The sequence below is a fragment of the Lacticaseibacillus sharpeae JCM 1186 = DSM 20505 genome (assembly GCF_001436225.1).
Taxonomy (GTDB): Bacteria; Bacillota; Bacilli; order Lactobacillales; family Lactobacillaceae; genus Lacticaseibacillus; species Lacticaseibacillus sharpeae.
Map to the genome: position 1 here is coordinate 1 of NZ_AYYO01000001.1, position 16,521 is coordinate 16,521.

Consider the following 16,521-nt stretch of genomic DNA (forward strand, 5'->3'; position numbering starts at 1 on the left):
GGTGCCGGGTCTCCCCACGTCGATGCTCAGCCGGGAGGTGCCGGGTCTCCCCACGTTCGCTCGCGAACGTAGCATGTTCCCTGATCTTTTAGCACATTACGATACTGTTACGTGAGGTGTGAATTCGGTTGCTTGTTTTTATGGCAGTATATAGAAACTGCGAGTTGTTGTCTTCTGTTAAGTCAATACTTTTTGTTCAAATTGTGAAAAATATTTTGATATTCCTTGAAATTTATATAGACATCAGAATATTCATAGCGTACTATGCAAGTGTAGCCAGGTGATAGTTAACGCTTTCACAGCATGATCCAGAGTAATCAGGATTTAGGGTACGAAAAGAAACGGGAACAAGTGTTCGATTTCTTCTTGTAATCGAACGTTGCCCGTGGCAAAATTAAGTCATCGGGGAATACGGTTCAGCTTATGCAGGATCGCTCTCAGGTGCCATCTAGGTTGAATTTCCTGGGTGTACAAAAAAACAGAGGGGCTGCAGTCAGTATTGGCGTACTGGCTGCAGCCACTGCGAGATGTGATATACGCACACCACGTAGCAGCTCCTCCGTCCGGGCCATTCGACCCGTTCTATATTTTACGCATTCTGTTGCTATAAGTCCATGACTTAGCAAGTGACAAATTGCAGGAATTTAGAGCGAACGGTGACCTACCCAGATTGTACTTTCTGGCCGGGGAGATACACGTGAGTCCGTCTCAAAGTGTATCTCCTCGGTCTTTTTGTTTGGGTAGGTCAGTAGCGTCGGGTTGGTTGGTGGAACCTAGGAGGTGGCAGTATTGGAACGGCACATTTTTGACGAAGAGGATGTTGTCGCGTTAGCACATTCGGTGGTCACGTTTGATCGTAAGTTGTTGATTAATCACGGGAATGGATATTTGGTTGATCGTAGTCGCGGCACGAAGCTGCAGGTAGCAGTCATCTATCCCCGAATCCGGAAGGTGTTTGATTCACGTCACAAAGTAATTGCTTGTCGAGCGCGAAAGGCGACACGGTTGCTTGGCTAGGATTTAGAAACGTCTGAAAAATCTGCGTGCGCCATGCACGCTTGAATAAACCGAGTTCAAGTTTGTTATTTGTCAATTTCCGCCAGTGTTGCTGGTTCGCTGCAAGGAGTAGCGGGTGCGGGTGGTTCCGCGTGGTGTCTGGAGTACACTTCCAGGCAATAGATCTAGTCGGTAGCGCGCTCACTGGAGCTCTGCGCGTTTGGTATCCGCCGGCGACTGATAGCATCAGTTAATAAGCTCCGGATTAGAGTTTGCAGGGCACCGGTCTAGTCCTCGTCGGTCGCAAGATGAGGGCAAGGCGTTGTCGTAGCCGCGCCGAGATGCGTCTCGGTAGCCGTTGCGTTAGTCGGCATGAAAGAAGGTCGAGCGTCATTGGCGAGAGTAAGAAAGTCCCGGAGGGTTGGTCGGAAGGATAAAGCCAAAAACTTCCGCGTGATGGGTCATAGACCCTACAGTCAGCTTGGCAGGCACTAAAGCCAAGTGAAAGATACCTTGCACCTTGTGTGCAGAACTAAGATTTGAAAAAGTGATGGGCATTAAAGCTCTGGTTACGCCGAGATTGCTTGGCGTAGGCATATTTTCCAGACGGATGTTGTTGTAGGAGGTAAGCGGGAATGAGAAAGAGTGATCGGCAAGGCTATAAGGCTGATTCAATGGCATTCCGGCGTATAGTGAAGGATCGTCGGTGGCGGCGAATTGTTAGACTTAAACGTGCAGAGTTTACGAATGTGAGGTAGTAATCGTGATTGACAATGGATATGACTTGCCTGGTGGGTTTGATGGGGACCAGAAGCGTACTGCTTCGACGTTTGCCACCGGTTGGTATGAAAAAGATGGTGAACAACGCTATGTATTTGGTGCTGATGAAGATCAGGTCAAGTACCAAACCCGGGAGCAGTACGAACTAGAAGGCTGGAGCGTGCACGTACTAGGTTCCACGGATTGGTTTGAGCAGTCTGAGTACCTGGGCTTGGAGATTGAGGGCATCACAACGGGACATACCTTTGAAATATCAGATGAGCCGTTGCCGAGCGCTGCTGAGCTGATTAAAGAGCAGGAAGCACGCGACCGTGAAGAACATCAGTAGGTGACGAGATGAAAAAGAAAGCGCCAGTAAGGAATACGGGCCATCCGGCCACCTACCGAGAATTGGTCACGGATCTGCGAGATTTTTGTCGCGAGCGTAGTAATCCGGTGACGATTGATATGTATAAGGCCCATCGCCAAGCGGCGGGCCGCGAACTAACGACTGCGGAGCAGCGGGTCATGATTACGTTGCGACCCGGTTGCGAGGATCTTAGGGTGATGCAGAGTGCAGTGGGTGGACGCATAGTGACTACCTACAGTGTTTGAGAGATGTAAAAATGCGGACAGTTAGAAGGTATCGATGGGCCAAGTATCTGGTGTATCTAAATGTTTGTACAAATGTGGTTGCTCTAATAATCTGTTGGTCACAAATGCTGCGGGGGCTCACCACGAATTCCCTAGTTGTGGTGGTGGAACTGCTTGCGACGTGGGCGATTATTGCTGCGACGGGTGTGTCGGCTTTGAGATTGATGCCGTTGGCGAGAGTTTTCAAAGGCATTTGGCTTGATGAATAGCTGAAGGATGTTGGTAATGCTGAGAAATATGGTTACGGGGATCAGTATTGTGGTCGCTTGATCAACGGTAAGTGCAACTGTAAAACATGCTCCAAAAAAGATTGCAAGGTAAATGACCATACCCGTTGAGTCAGAGTACGGTTATGATTTTAGAAATGGAATCCACAGTGGTAGACCGTTCTTCAGTTTGATTCTCTTTAGTAACAAGTACAGTAAAACACCAATAACCGTAACAAACATTACGGCTAATTCGCTGAAGAAGTATGCTACTTCGGATTCGTTGAATCCATTGAAAAAGGCGACTAGTAATGCTTCCTTTGGCCATTTGGTAATAGTATAGGCCCGCACCAGTAGGATGAAAACTAATAGGCATATGGTAAATTCTATAGCGATTGCTAGAGTCTTCGACAAGGTGGTGTGTCTGCGTAGAAAGTGGTTTAAACGTAACGTTACATTGTGCATATTGGTACCTCAATAAGGAGTGCTATGGAGAAAAGCTACAGTCAGATTATGAAACAGAAGGTGATAACTCTTTGCTGGCTAACGTTTATACAACTGTCACTGTTGGTTTGTGACTTGGCATTTGTCAACTCTCCCAGTTGGGCTATATTTGTCAGTTGTACTGCGGTACTGAGTATTTACCTAGTCTCTGTGGAGGAGCAGGTTATGCGGGGGTGGAAAAGAAACTATTATAGCAAACCCAAAAAGCTCGATGAGTGAGGCTTTTGGGTTGATTGATGATGACTATCGCAATCAATTATACGAGTTAAGGCAATCACTTGAAACGGAAGGTTGGACGCCTTCCGCTCTGACGTTGGTGGGTTCGACTCCCACTAACGCCGTTGGCAGTGCGCAATACACTGTCGAAAAATCTTCTTCTTCATAATTTTTACTCCCTGATTTTCTCCCAGAAATCAGGTGGTTCTCGGGTCTTGCGGTAAGACAGCTGGTCCCAGCAGCAGAGCGGGTTCGACTCCCGCGAGAGCCATCGGCGGATCCATGACCGCCGGATATATCTTAAAGTCTCCCGTTGATCCGAATTACCCCAAAATAATCCGGATCAATTCCTGTGTCGGTAGCTCAATCGGTAGAGCAAGGATGAAAAGACGACTAACTCGCTGCGTGGTGACATGCGGCGCTACATCCTAGATATGCGAGTTCAATCCTCGATCGACACGTTAGCCAAATTAGAAAGAAGGTGGATCGATGAAGTTTTGGCGAGTAACACAACCGCGTTTCGCGGTGATTGCAGCCACTTCCCTTGAGGTGGCAAACGCCACGTATCAGCAGGCGCTCGGCATACCGGCGCGCGACGCAACTCAAGAAACGGTGAGCGACGTTTTGACGTTGATGATCCACCGAATTTCTGACTAGGCGACCTTTGATCAGCAAGTTCAAGAACTCGTGCGGGCCATCAACACAGCCCAGGAGCGAGACATTCTGGCACTGGAGGTGACCAGTAATGACTAACGGAAAGAGTTTCTATGCTATCCGCAAAGCATTGCTAGTTTCGGATAGAGTGCTGTTGCTGATGGGTAGTGCTTACTGTATGGTGAAGATGTTCAGTGGTCGCTTGCTGTGGTATTTAGCAGCCGTGGCGCTGTTGTTGGGATTCGCGGCACTGGGTAGCCGTGAGGATTGAGAAATGGGGAAGAAAATATGATTGCAAAGAAGATTATTGCCGGGACACTGACTATCGCTAGCAGCTTCCTGCTGGTCGCGTGCGGGTCGAAGACGGCAGCCAAGCCAACTACACAAGATGATGCTAAAAAGTCGCTGACGGCGCTTACAAAAGACGTCAGCGAACTCTATGCGTCTACCAAGTACGAGATGCCTGCAGTTAAGCTTAGCAATGCCAAAATCGCGACGGCCACGAAACAGTACGCCAAGACGTACAAGCTCCGCGGGGACCTCAGCAAGGCTAAGAAGCACACCCTGAAGGTAGCCAAGAAGCGTATCGCAACCGCGAAGGCCATGCTGGCGGTGAACACTGAAATTAATACCGCGCTGGGCGACAAGCAGGTGATCGATGCTAAGTACAACGACGCTGATCTCCAGAAGGCGGTCGCTGACCTGAAGCGGGATGCACCAAAGTTCGTAAAGTCACTTGATGCCAGTCTCAAGACCATTTCTTCTGAAGAGGCTGCTATCAAGGCGGTCAATGCCGCGAAGGCTACAAAGACTGACGCCAAGAAAATTGACGCGGCCAACAAGGCAGTCAAGACGGTTAGCGTCAAGGCGTTCCAGGACGCGTACCTGAAGCAGGTGCCAAAGGTTGCGGCAACGTCAACCGATAGCAGTAAGCAGACCACCAGCGGTAGCTCAACCGGCACGGTCGCAGCAAGCAACCAGGGTACGAACAGCTCAACTGGATCCACGAGTAGCACGACGCATTCAACCTCTACTGGGAGTACCGCACGGACTACTCGCTCGACGGGTACGACGTCTACACGCAGCACGACATCTCGTGGTACCGGATCAACGGGTATAACGTCAACTCGGCGCAGCAGCACTGGGGCGACAAGTCGCACCACGAGTAGCACCACGAGTAGCACGACGCACTCAATGGCTCCTTCACGGCCCGCTACAACCAAGACAACTAGCAGTAGCAAGCGCAGCAGCAACGGCTTCCGACGCCACTGAACATGGCGATGTGGGTAATGGACACACATGGGAAGGTGGTACCTGGGATCCATCTGGTAACTAAATAACCAAGGCGTAGCCGTTAAAAGCTACGCCTTTTTTGGTATAATAATTGGTGCATAAGTTTTAAGGGCGGTGGCTAAGGAATACCCGTAAGGTGGTGGTTCTATGGGAACATGGAACAAATACTGTAAAGGAACTTTAGTCGATGACTGTTTATCAGGCATTGTCGCTGATGTTGACGTTCGGTCTGTTGATCGCTGCGCTCAACAAAAACGACAAGTAAAAAGCCGCCCCGTTAGAAACTTTGGCGAGTTTCGGGACAGCTAGAAGTAGTTTAACGTAACGAGCCACCGCTCTTAAAGCGGATTGCAGGGAGGACGTGTTCGAGCACGTCCTCTTTTTATGTCTCAATTATAGCACACAACGACGAAACGCGAGAATAGCTAAGAGAATTTCTGCTATACTAGTGGAGCAGAAGTGAATATGAGCGGTGGTACTTTCTAAGTGAAGAGGGTGGTCGCTATGGTGTAAACCAGAAGCAGCCTAAATCTAAACGAAAGGAGTGTACCTTTGCATGTCGTAGCGCTGGTAACAGCGTTCGTACTTGTTTGCTTGTACTGTGCTCGGCGGATTCTGAAATCTGCTACGCGGACGTTGTCCGTAGTAGTTGGATTACTAGAAGTAGCCACCGCAGTCAAGCAAGCCTGGAAGAAATTTCGGGAATGAGGACAAGCAAAAACGCCGCTGAATACTTTGGCAAGTCAGATGCGGCGTTGAGCTGTTCTTAATCTAATTGGCCACCGCTCTTAAAGCGGCTGTAGGGACGTGTGCTAGCACGTCCTCTTTTTATGCCTTAATTATAGCACACAACAGAAACAAATCATCTAAAAATACTCAGGCACGTAGCCAACCAGAATCACTGGTAGCTACGTGCCTTTTTATTTGGAGGCAAGTAAATGCGAAAACAAATCTGGTTGAACCGTTCAGGAACATATTACACCCCACGGGGCGGGGGGACACATGACCGGAAGCGCGACGTAACTCACGTTTGAAAGAAGGAGAAACGTATGAAGATTTTACATTCAGCTCCGTTTCGGAAAATGGCGAAATGGGGTCTGATCGCGGCGGCAGTGCTCGCGGGAGTAACGGCAGCAACAAAGCCGAATGCTACGCAAGCTGCTGCGCCAAAGATTGTTAATAATGGGCAAGCATCGTATTTGGGTACCACGGTTGGTAATTTCACTGTAAACGGGGTTCAAGCCTTCTGTATGCAACACAGTAAAACAACTCCTGGAACGGGGGCCAAGTATGGTGCGCTGAGCCCTTACGACAACCCATCCATTCAGGCAGTACTTTACTACGGCTGGGGCGGCCCAAAGAACATCTTCAGTAACAAGACTCAAGGGATTGTCGAGACCAGCTTAGCTTTGAGTCACTTCTACTCTGGCACAACCGTACGTGCGAATGGATCCCACAAAGGTGCACTCACTCTAATTAAGCACGGTAATGCAAAGGATGCACCAGATGACAATATTTCGATTAACGGCAAGCGAACCACAGTTACTCTGACTACTAAGTTGAGCGGTAGTGTTCAAAAGTCGACGACTGCAACTTTTAACGCATCGACAGCCAACAGTATCAGCTTTAAAGTCCCTTCCGGTATGAAGTTTGTGAATGAAACTACCAAAGCGACTGCTACGAACAAAAGAGTGACGGTAAAAGGGGGGCAAAAGTTCCATTTTGAAGCCGCTCTTTCTTCTTCTGCATCGCTTAGTTCTGGGTCACTGGCAGGAACGGTAAAGAATTATCAACCATTACTCGCTAAACCAGCAAGTAGTGGATTGCAAGTGTTAGGTTACGGGCACTGGTGGACTGACCCTACTCAGAAGGTGTCCTTCAAGGTCGCTTTCAAACAGCAAATTCAGTACGCCACAATCAAGTTGGCTAAGACAGGTACTGACCCCGTAACTGGTACTAGTAAGGCGTTAGCGGGTGTTAAGTTCCACCTGACTAAAGGCGGCAAGTCTTACGGTGACTACACTACCGATTCAAAAGGTAATTTCAGTTTCAAGAAAGACATCAAGACTCTAACAGGTAACTGGACCTACCAGGAAACCGCGACAGTTGCTGGATACACGATTGATAAGACCGTGCACAAGTTTACCGTCAAGGCGACTGACGCTGGTAAAACCATTACCCTCAAGGCTAACAACAACCTGACGCCAGAAACCGTGCACACCACAGTTACCACGGACGAAGGCACCAAGAAGGAAATGCCTAAGAAGAATGTCACCATCACTGACACGGTTGCTTACGAAAATGCCGTAATTGGTAAGAAGTACACGGTTAGCGGTGTGCTGATGGACAAGTCCACCCGTAAGGCGCTCCTCGATGACAACGGCAAAGAAGTCACGAAGGAAATCACGTTCACGGCAACCAAGGCCAACGGTACCATCGACGTGCCATTCACGTTCGACGCTTCCTTGCTCTCTGGCAAGACTGTCGTAGCATTTGAAACTCTGTCTCGTGACGGCAAGCAAGTCGCAGCTCACCAGGACATCGATGACGGTGGCCAAACGTTTGACTTCTACGAAGTTGATGAAATCAAGCTGCACAAGGTTGATACAAACGGTAAAAACCTCTCCGGCGTTAAGTTCGTCATTGCTGCAAGCAAGGCTGACTTGATTGCTGGTAAGTATCTCCGCCTCGCTGCTGACGGCAAGACCGTGCTCTTCCCAGTTCAGGCCGGTTACGATGCTGCCAAGGACTACGTTGCTACGACTGATGCAGATGGTAACGCCGAATGGGTCAACATCTTGAAGCCTGAAAGCAAGACCGACCGTAACTACTTCTTCAAGGAAATCAGCACTGACACCGATCACCAGCTGATGACCAAGGCTCCAGCAATCACCGCCGGCGACCAAGGCCGCGACGTACCTACCAAGGTCGTTAACACGCCTAAGACACCACTGCCTGTAACTGGATCCAACGAAGCAAGCACCGCGAAGGTTGTTGCACTGGTTGCGATGGCACTTGTAGCACTCGCAGCCGCTCTGTACATGGGCGGCCGCAACGAAGAAAAGGAATAAGGGGATACAAAATGGAGAAATTTCGAGTAGTACCACGCTTCACTCAATTCACGAAGAAAGCAATCGTTGTAGGCGCGCTGATTATCGTTTCTGGGTCTTCTGTGATGACGACAACCAGCTTGATCACCGGCACCCCGGTCCACGCGGCGGCCGAACAGGAACTGTCACCAGACGGTGACTTCACCCGCGTTGCACCCGCAACCGTCAACGTCACGCTGCACAAGGGAATGACCGAACAGACCCCTGCCGACGCCAAGAGCAACAACATCTCTGCATCGGCTACCAAAAACGGCAAGCAGGGCTCGATCACAGCTGACGGCGAAACGCAGGACTGGAATAACGACACTGAGAACTACAATCCCGCTTTGTATGGGAAGGTTGGTTACACTGCTTATGACATTACGGCGGTAGCGAAGGACGTTACCACGGATGGCATCAAAGCAATCGGGGCCTCAATTCAGGCATCACAGGCTGCTGGCAAGCTCGCGGATAACGAGTACATCAAGGGTGCAACCAAGGTCATGCCAGAGCAGTTCATGACGACCACTAACACCACGACCTTCCAGAACTTGGCCGCTAGTGATGACACGTCCGAACACCATGTTTGGGCGTTCGTGGAAACGACGCACGCGAAGGGCCTGGTTACCCAGATCTCCGCGCCAATCGTTGCGGCATTGCCACTGACCAACAAGGCCGGGAACAAGTTCCAGACGGATTCCCAGCTCTACCCTAAGAACATCGTGCAGAAGTTGACCTTCAGCCTCATCAAGCACGGTGATTCTCCATCCGGCGACGGCAAGACCACCTTCCTGCCGGGTGTTGCTTTCCAGCTGTACAGCGGTAAGCCAGGTTCTGGTACCCCAACTGGCACCCAGGTCACCACGGATGCTAACGGGAAACTGACCGTCTCCGGTCTTACCGTCGGCAGCTACTACTTCGTCGAAGTTGCTTCCGGCGACGTGGCCGACATCGACGCTGACCAGGAAGGCACTTACCTGATGGGGGCCGACGCGCGGAACGACAGCGCCAACAAGCTCAACTTCACGATTACTGATGCCGGTGTGGATCCAACCACGCTGCACGCCGACATGATGAACTACCACGCTCCTGACATGCACAAGACTTTGGAAGCTAGTGACACCAACTTCAACTCCAGTTTTACTGAAGGGACGCTCGCCAGCTTCAAGACCACCATTCACACGCCAAACGACATCAAGGGCGGCAAAGGTAGTGAAATCGGCGGCGAATCCTACATCACCGAACCTTACGGGGTGTTCCAGGGCTCTGATACGGCAGACGAAGGTCTGACCTGGGTCCGGTCCGAAAGTGACTTCCAGGCGGTCGAACCAGACGGTACCGTACTGAAGGAAGGCACCGACTACACGTTGACCGACAAGGACAACGGCCGCGGCTACGATATTCAATTCATCCGTGAAGATGGCAAGGTTTCCGACACCGTGGCCAAGTACCAGGGTCAGGAGATTACCTTGACCTACAAGATGGTCGTGGACAATGACGCTGTGATCGACAAGGCGCTCTACAACACCTTTGACTTGGCATACCAGAACCACCCAACCAACATTGGTAAGCAGCACGTCCGTCACATCATCCACAAGGTGCCCGTATACACCTACGGGGCTAAATTCGTGAAGAAGTCTACCGGACTGTTTGGTACCGGCGTTGCCGACACCAAGCTCCAGGGCGCGCAGTACGTCGTGCAAAACAGTGATGGTAAGTATTTCAACGGGTTTGCTGACGGGGCCGACGATGACTCCACGGCTGAAGCGCAGTGGGTCGATAAGCTCAGCGACGTCAAGGAAGGCGTGCTGACTTCTGGCGAAGACGGTAGCTTTGAAATTAAGGGTCTCCACACTGGCGATTACGTACTGCACGAAATCAAGGCACCAAAGGACTACCAGCTCAACACCAAGGACCTCAAGTTCCGCGTTGAGAAGGGGACCTACACCAACACGGTTTACACCGCGCGCGATGATGCTAAGACCATCTTGCCTGTTACCGGGTCCAACGAACGGACCGCACTGGCAGTTGCTGCAGTGACCTTTGTGGTTGTAGCGGCAGGTGCCGGGACTTACGTTGTCATCAAGAAGCGCAAGAACGCAGCTGACTAGCTATGGCAGATACGACATCTAAGCACCGCGCGAGAACGTGGATTGTACGAATTCTGATTGGTATTTGTCTGGTAGTAGCAGCGGCCGCCGCCCTGTATCTTGGCCGGGCCGGGTACAAGACGTACTCGACCTACAAACAGCAAGAAACGGCTTTGGCGAAGCTCGACATGACCGCCACTGGTAGTAACCAGGAGCTGAAGGGGAGCAAGTCCAACATCGACCTGCAAAATCAGCAGCTCAAGGTGATCGCTGCGGTGGTTATTCCGAAAATCAAGGTAACGTTGCCGGTCTTCAGCACGGACACGAATGCTGCGCTGGATATTGGCGCGGGGCTGATGAGCACCAAGTCGCCCGTTGGCGGGGTGCCATCGCACACGGTACTCGCCGGGCATACCGGCAAGTACGAACCGCTATTCGACAACGTGCCGCAGCTGCGGCGGGGCGACCCAATTTATCTGCGACTGGCATCTGGTAAGACGCTGGAGTACAAGGTGACAAGCAAGACGACACGGAGCCCCCGCGACGATACTGACTTACAGATCGAGCCGGGTAAGGATCTCTTGACGCTCTATACTTGTTACCCCTACCCACAGCTGACTCACCGGATGCACGTCCACGCTAAGCGTGTTGCTTATGATGGTCGATTTGCTGTTGCTAAACCATGGTTTGCTTGGATTTTTGACCACGCCGCACTGCTTGGCAGCGTACTTGCTGCTGCATTGGTAGTGCTACTGACGTGGATCCATTCCAAGCGGAAGGAGGAAAAGCGTGATTAAAACACGTTTGAATGCCGGCTTAGTCACTATGCTAAGTACGGCACTTTTAGTATCCGGGCCGGTGCTGCAGGTGAGCGCGGCGACTGACGACGCGCAGCCGACAGCCCAGCAGGCGTCATCGACGTCCGACAAGGACACAGCCGGTGACACTACCGCAACCGCGCCCGATGATGAGACTGTTGATGAAGTGGTCAAGGGTGAAACTCAGAACGTGGAAGCTCAGCCGACAAGCACTGAAGAGGCGCGCACCCAGACACTGGAGATTCACCAGGTCATTAGTAAACAGTCCTCGACTGCAAGCACGATGGCCAACACGTCCGTCCAGGGCGTCAACGGTTCAACGTGGCGGGTCTACGAAATTACAGACCAGCTGCAGGCGGCCATGAAGCAAGTAGGGAGTAACCTGGATGCAGTAAGCGTTCATAGCGCTGTCTACGAGAAGCTCAAGAGTGAAAACTACGACACCAGTAGCCTGAAGCTCGTTGATTCAGGGACGACCGCTAATGTGGACGGGACCGACGGGGTCTTCCAGACGACCGTCACCGTTCCGGCCCACCAGTACCGGGCGTTCTTGTTCGTCAACACGGCGGTGCCCGAGTACACCACTAAGGCCGACAACGCCGTGGTGATCGCACCGCTCGCTGACGAAGAGGGTAAGATTCCGGACAAGATGGTGATTCAGCCTAAGAGTAACACGCTTCCAAAGCCTACGCCTAAGAAGCTCACTCAGACCGACCACCAGTACAACGGGATCCTCGGCGTCATCGGGGCTGCAATCGTTGCACTGGCTGGCTCACTGTTCTTCTTCCGGAAGAAGAAGACGAACTAAATGGTACAATGTAAATCTGGTTCAAGAATGAGAAGACCTCCCGCAAATTGATGCGAGAGGTCTTTTTTGGTTGCTGCAGACGGTTCCGTCGATTCCAAAATCGACGTCGGCGGTTCGACTCCCCGGGGCGGTATTTATCCTAAATATGAAAGGAACATGATTATGAAGTTTAATGATATTTGCAAAGAGTTTGTACTTTTAAAACCAATATTGTGGGGGTTGACATCTGCGCTTGTAATTACCACTGCGCTAGATTTAAGCGCGGGTGTTATTGGACTTGGTATAGGTGGTTTGGTTATGACAGGAAAGTTCGTTTACGATTCGCTAATTCCTGATCTTAAAAAATAATGCCTTTCAATTTCGCGTTACTTAAACCAGGAGCTAAGAAAACCGATCATTAATTTAAAAACATGAATTAACGGTTCTGGAAATTTGTAGCACATGGATAACGCCATGATTGCAATCGTACCGAAAAACTGCTTCCAGAAGGATACAGCTGTTTGCGGAGCCAGGAAGAATGTAATCCTCTTGCGGAATAAATATTTAAGTGCCTTGAACCCATCAATAATTTGAAAAACAACGTACATTAAAATTATCAGCAGCAAAATAAAAGGTACAAAGGTTTCTGGAGTTCGTGCAAGTGAAGTCCAAAGTGATTCAACAAGTGGAAAAACACCGGATAACAACGTGGATAGATTTGTAAAACGCACACGTCCACCGGCATCAACAATGTTTGACAGTAATGCAGCCGGTGTGGATATGGTCCAAAAAATCACAATAAAGCTTATAATCCGAAGCGTGTTGATGGTTACAAAGAACCCTTCGTGGGCAATACTGAAGCCGTGATTAACCTTGTATAGCAAGTATAGGGACATGACAAGATAAAGGAGACTTGTAATCAAAGGTACAAACGCAATTAATGGATAGAAAATGAAAATAGCTAGCCCAACCAGAACGGCAAATACCTGCAGCATAGTATCTTGGTCGGTAGTGTTAGCATCGCTTTTTTGAGTAGTAGTGCTTGACCGTGTTGCGTAGATATTTGTGCGGCTGTTGTCGATGTGCACAGAATTGTCAGTGGCTGGTTGTGACTTTTTAAAAATGGTGAAAAAGGTGATGATAGTAGCAATGTTTGCGAGTAATGAAACGTAAGCTACGAAAGCTGAATTGCTTAGATTGTTCATACAATAGGACCTCTTTAGTGATTTGTGTTATGGGAAAATAGTTGACAAATTTCTCGTTTGCGCGTGATGTTTCTGTCAGCCGTTTCAACAATTTGTATTATACCAGTGCCAAAATTGGTTTCATGACACCCGACGGGCAGAAAACGGTGACACGTGAACGTCTTCTCGACACTGTGATTCAATCATGCCAGAAACATGCGAGCGGAGATTAGAGAGTTGAAATGCGAAATGTGAATAACTCTAGTGATTGTCTTACCCCTGATTGGCGTGAGGATTACTTTTTTGCAACCAATTCAGGAGCTTTGAAATGGTGGTAGGGCAAAGCGGGTCGTCGTTGCAGTCGGTAAGCAACATCACCACGTAAACGTTTCTGTCGATTCCAAAATCGACGTCGGTGGTTCGACTCCCCGGGGCAGCATTTATCGCAAATAATTTTCTTTATAAAAGGGTGATATATATGGCGGTCGGCCCTAAAATGATAACAACGTAGGAGGTGTAGGCGTTGGTAAAAAAGTTTTATGCGAAATTAACGCAGAGTGCTAATGATGACCCAAACGGTGGGGAAACTGTTGACGCTTTTCAAGCACTGAAGTTAGTGGATAGCGCGGAGATATTTACGAAACCTAAGGAAAAAGGAACCCTTTTCGACATTGAAACTGGATTAAGGGTGCGTCCGTTTACTGGGCGAAAGACCAAAAACGATCGGGGATTACCGTACTTTAGTTTTTATCCGAATGAGGATAGTCCACTAAAAGGATTAGCCAATTCTGTTGAGTGGAGTGACGAGCTTAAACTGTTTATCAGAGCTTTTGAGCATATCAGCAAATTCCAGATTGAAGAATATGATGAGCCACCAGTCTACATTTTTCCATCTAACATGCGAAAACTAATTTCTGTCAGTGCAGGATCGTCATTCTATGTTCTTAAATTCCTGGTTGAAATCGGGGAAACACAGCCATACTCTAACGCGTATCTTTATAATTGTAGACTTGGAATTTAATTAATAGTAACCAGCAAGCCCACTCCTATAAAAAGGAAAGAGTTAGCCGAAGTTGGAATTCCGGTTTTTCTGGCGAAAGCGCAAATACCAAAATATATTCAACTTCCAGACATAATCGACACGGATCAGCAATTTAGTGCTATAGCCCGAGAGATTCAAGACACTTACGAACACCGGAATTATAGGCTACAAGGAAGGTTTGTCAATGAAATCTACACGTTACCAGAAAATTTGGAGAAGTATACGACCTTGAAAAACTATGAAGACCAGATTCGAGAACTTACGGGTAAAATTGCAAATCTGAAAAGAGAGTGCTCTGCAGAGGAAGAAGCGCTACGCTTACGTTCATCGCAGTTGGAGAAGCAACGTCAAGCAACTGCGGTTGAGAAGGAACGTTGGAAGGCGTACAGACAGCACATTGATCATTATGATCAACTTGAGAGGCGTAATGGCGAACTGAACAATACTGTGGAAAGGCTGGCTGATAAGTGTAGCAAGCTTGAGTCCAGCAAAAACAGTGTGGAGGAAACAAAACATAGTTTAGAACAAAGTAAGAGACAACTCGAGCAGAGCAATACTAGGCTTGAACAGAGTAACAATAAGCAGGCAACCAAGATACAGCAGTTAATGACGGAACTTGAAGAAAGCAAGAAATCCTGGTTTAGTCGGCATTTTGGAAAGTAGATAGCAATTAGAATGCAGCCATCAGGCTGCTTTTTTAATGAGGTGAAATGATGGAATCAAATGAAGTTGAAAAATTCAGAGCAGAGTTGGCTACTTGGGAAAACAAAAAACAGATTTTAGATGGGCAACTGGAATGGGTAGATCAAGAATTAAAGGAAGCTGACAAGGAACTCTTCGAGGCAAAGGTGAAACGAATTGCGGCAGGCGAAATATGTGACGTCAGTTTTGAGCGCCTAATGAGGAATACGGGAATCGTTAAATCCTTCTATGACAAGCCGAGTGATGAAGGCTAGCAAGGCCAAGTAAGGAGGCAGCGCTATGAAACGCAGGCTAAAATGGTTGGCAGCAGTTGTCCTACTCCTGATTGGTGTGGGACTTATTTTTTTGCAACCGGCCCAGGAACTTTGGAATGGCGGTGGGGCAAAGCAGGAAGCCGCCGCTGCCGTTAAGCAGTACCATCACGGCGGCAAGAAGCGTCCCGTGGGTGCTGTGCTGTCGATGCCGTCGGTTGGGCTTGAGTTGCCAATCTACAAGTCACGCGCAGATCTCAACTATGGTGTTTACACAGAACTGGTTGATGAAAAGCCATCAACGGCCCCAGGAGACAACAACTACGTCTTGGCGGGCCACTCCTCCTACGTGCCAACGGTTTGGCTGAGTCCTATGTTCAAGCTCACGACCGCTAACGGTTATGTGCGGAACGCCAGCGCCCCGTATCGCCCCAACGACTACCAGGGGGGTACGGGCAAGCCTGGCAACATCATCATTTACACCAAGCAAGCCACGTACACGTATCGTGCGGACAAGGCGTACACGGTGCGCGGCAATGATGACAGCATTCTTTCGGATTCAGCGGTAGGTAGTGCCAAGCAGATTCATGTGTTCACTTGCCCACGTCACATTAACCACCCACCGTTCCGCTACGTGGTCCAAGGGTCACTGATCAAGGTGCAGCCGACTGCGGCAGGACGTCGGGCGGGCGTGGATATGACGCTGACGACTAAGACGCAGACCACGTACCACAGCGGTACGCTCAGCATAAACTGATAAATGAAAAAGGCCGTTGTCCGAAGACGATGACCTTAGTAGAACAGTTAATCTTACTTGAAATTATCAAGCCAGAGAGAAAACTTCAATCCGACTACAATCACAAAGCTTGCAGTGATTTTCTTGAGTGCTTTCATGGTTCAATCACCTCCATTGTTGTTCGCTGACTAACCAGCGTGTGGAGATTCTACCAACTTGAAAATCAAATTCGCGTCTTTACGTTCCGCGTACTATTGCGGGCACTCAGCAGCAACTAACAAGCCGATTGTTAATATGAAAAGTGGGGTAACTTGTCCTTACTTCAGCGAGAAAGTTACCCCACTTTTTGGGAGAGGTTGGTTAAGATTATTAGTCCAGAGAACCACCAGGTGAAAATAACGATGACTAATACAGCACAGCAGCAGTTGAATGAAATCAAGGCAGCAACGGGTGAGCGAACATCAGAACTCATTCGCCGGTTGATTCAGCAGGAGGCTTTATTGATTCGAGCGGGGTTCATGCCCGGGCACAAGCAGTAGG

Annotated in this window: 17 protein-coding genes; 16 read left to right on the forward strand and 1 reads right to left on the reverse strand. The window is 49.3% G+C overall.

The window, feature by feature from the left end:
* Window positions 1-780 precede the first annotated feature (780 nt).
* From FC18_RS12430 to FC18_RS00060, 11 genes are all read left to right on the forward strand, one after another.
* Window positions 781-1,017: a hypothetical protein gene (locus FC18_RS12430; RefSeq protein ID WP_225353783.1), complete on the forward strand. Its 237-nt coding sequence runs from the start codon at window positions 781-783 to the stop codon at window positions 1,015-1,017.
* Between the two features lie 742 nt (window positions 1,018-1,759).
* Entirely contained in the window at window positions 1,760-2,104 is a 345-nt protein-coding gene (locus tag FC18_RS00010) for a hypothetical protein (protein WP_054679246.1), read from the forward strand.
* Window positions 2,105-3,824: 1,720 nt separating this feature from the next.
* A complete protein-coding gene (locus tag FC18_RS11990; RefSeq protein WP_156300924.1) occupies window positions 3,825-3,992 on the forward strand; it encodes a hypothetical protein in 168 nt (55 codons plus the stop codon).
* Window positions 3,993-4,080: 88 nt separating this feature from the next.
* Entirely contained in the window at window positions 4,081-4,260 is a 180-nt protein-coding gene (locus tag FC18_RS00030) for a hypothetical protein (RefSeq protein ID WP_054679258.1), read from the forward strand.
* A gap of 17 nt (window positions 4,261-4,277) precedes the next feature.
* Complete coding sequence (locus FC18_RS00035; RefSeq protein WP_056975260.1) at window positions 4,278-5,261, forward strand: hypothetical protein; 984 nt, start codon at window positions 4,278-4,280, stop codon at window positions 5,259-5,261.
* A gap of 208 nt (window positions 5,262-5,469) precedes the next feature.
* A complete protein-coding gene (locus FC18_RS12435; RefSeq protein ID WP_225353731.1) occupies window positions 5,470-5,547 on the forward strand; it encodes a putative holin-like toxin in 78 nt (25 codons plus the stop codon).
* A gap of 784 nt (window positions 5,548-6,331) precedes the next feature.
* Window positions 6,332-8,353: a VaFE repeat-containing surface-anchored protein gene (locus FC18_RS00040; protein ID WP_054679264.1), complete on the forward strand. Its 2,022-nt coding sequence runs from the start codon at window positions 6,332-6,334 to the stop codon at window positions 8,351-8,353.
* 11 nt (window positions 8,354-8,364) lie between these two features.
* Complete coding sequence (locus FC18_RS00045) at window positions 8,365-10,482, forward strand: SpaA isopeptide-forming pilin-related protein (protein ID WP_054679267.1); 2,118 nt, start codon at window positions 8,365-8,367, stop codon at window positions 10,480-10,482.
* A gap of 2 nt (window positions 10,483-10,484) precedes the next feature.
* On the forward strand, window positions 10,485-11,258 hold the full coding sequence (locus tag FC18_RS00050; protein WP_054679272.1) for a class C sortase: 774 nt from the start codon (window positions 10,485-10,487) through the stop codon (window positions 11,256-11,258).
* Entirely contained in the window at window positions 11,251-12,087 is an 837-nt protein-coding gene (locus tag FC18_RS00055) for an LPXTG cell wall anchor domain-containing protein (RefSeq protein WP_054679274.1), read from the forward strand. The genes FC18_RS00050 and FC18_RS00055 overlap by 8 nt, the downstream gene beginning before the upstream one ends.
* A gap of 66 nt (window positions 12,088-12,153) precedes the next feature.
* Window positions 12,154-12,435: a hypothetical protein gene (locus tag FC18_RS00060; RefSeq protein ID WP_054679277.1), complete on the forward strand. Its 282-nt coding sequence runs from the start codon at window positions 12,154-12,156 to the stop codon at window positions 12,433-12,435.
* A 17-nt stretch (window positions 12,436-12,452) separates the two neighbouring features.
* Here the strand turns inward: FC18_RS00060 and FC18_RS00065 are convergent, their stop codons facing one another.
* Window positions 12,453-13,271 (reverse strand): hypothetical protein, encoded by an 819-nt coding sequence (locus FC18_RS00065; RefSeq protein ID WP_054679279.1) that lies wholly within the window; start codon window positions 13,269-13,271, stop codon window positions 12,453-12,455.
* A gap of 502 nt (window positions 13,272-13,773) precedes the next feature.
* On the opposite strand from FC18_RS00065, the gene FC18_RS00070 reads away from it, so the two are divergent.
* The 5 genes from FC18_RS00070 to FC18_RS12200 all read left to right on the forward strand — a co-directional run bounded on the left by FC18_RS00070 (window position 13,774) and on the right by FC18_RS12200 (window position 16,520).
* On the forward strand, window positions 13,774-14,271 hold the full coding sequence (locus tag FC18_RS00070; RefSeq protein ID WP_054679282.1) for a hypothetical protein: 498 nt from the start codon (window positions 13,774-13,776) through the stop codon (window positions 14,269-14,271).
* A gap of 249 nt (window positions 14,272-14,520) precedes the next feature.
* Complete coding sequence (locus FC18_RS00075) at window positions 14,521-14,955, forward strand: hypothetical protein (protein ID WP_156300926.1); 435 nt, start codon at window positions 14,521-14,523, stop codon at window positions 14,953-14,955.
* 47 nt (window positions 14,956-15,002) lie between these two features.
* Window positions 15,003-15,248: a hypothetical protein gene (locus FC18_RS00080; protein WP_156300927.1), complete on the forward strand. Its 246-nt coding sequence runs from the start codon at window positions 15,003-15,005 to the stop codon at window positions 15,246-15,248.
* Window positions 15,249-15,273: 25 nt separating this feature from the next.
* Window positions 15,274-16,002 carry a sortase domain-containing protein gene (locus tag FC18_RS00085; RefSeq protein WP_054679290.1) on the forward strand — a complete coding sequence of 243 codons (729 nt, stop codon included), beginning with the start codon at window positions 15,274-15,276 and terminating at the stop codon, window positions 16,000-16,002.
* Window positions 16,003-16,382: 380 nt separating this feature from the next.
* Entirely contained in the window at window positions 16,383-16,520 is a 138-nt protein-coding gene (locus tag FC18_RS12200) for a hypothetical protein (protein WP_169790594.1), read from the forward strand.
* Window position 16,521 lies beyond the last annotated feature (1 nt).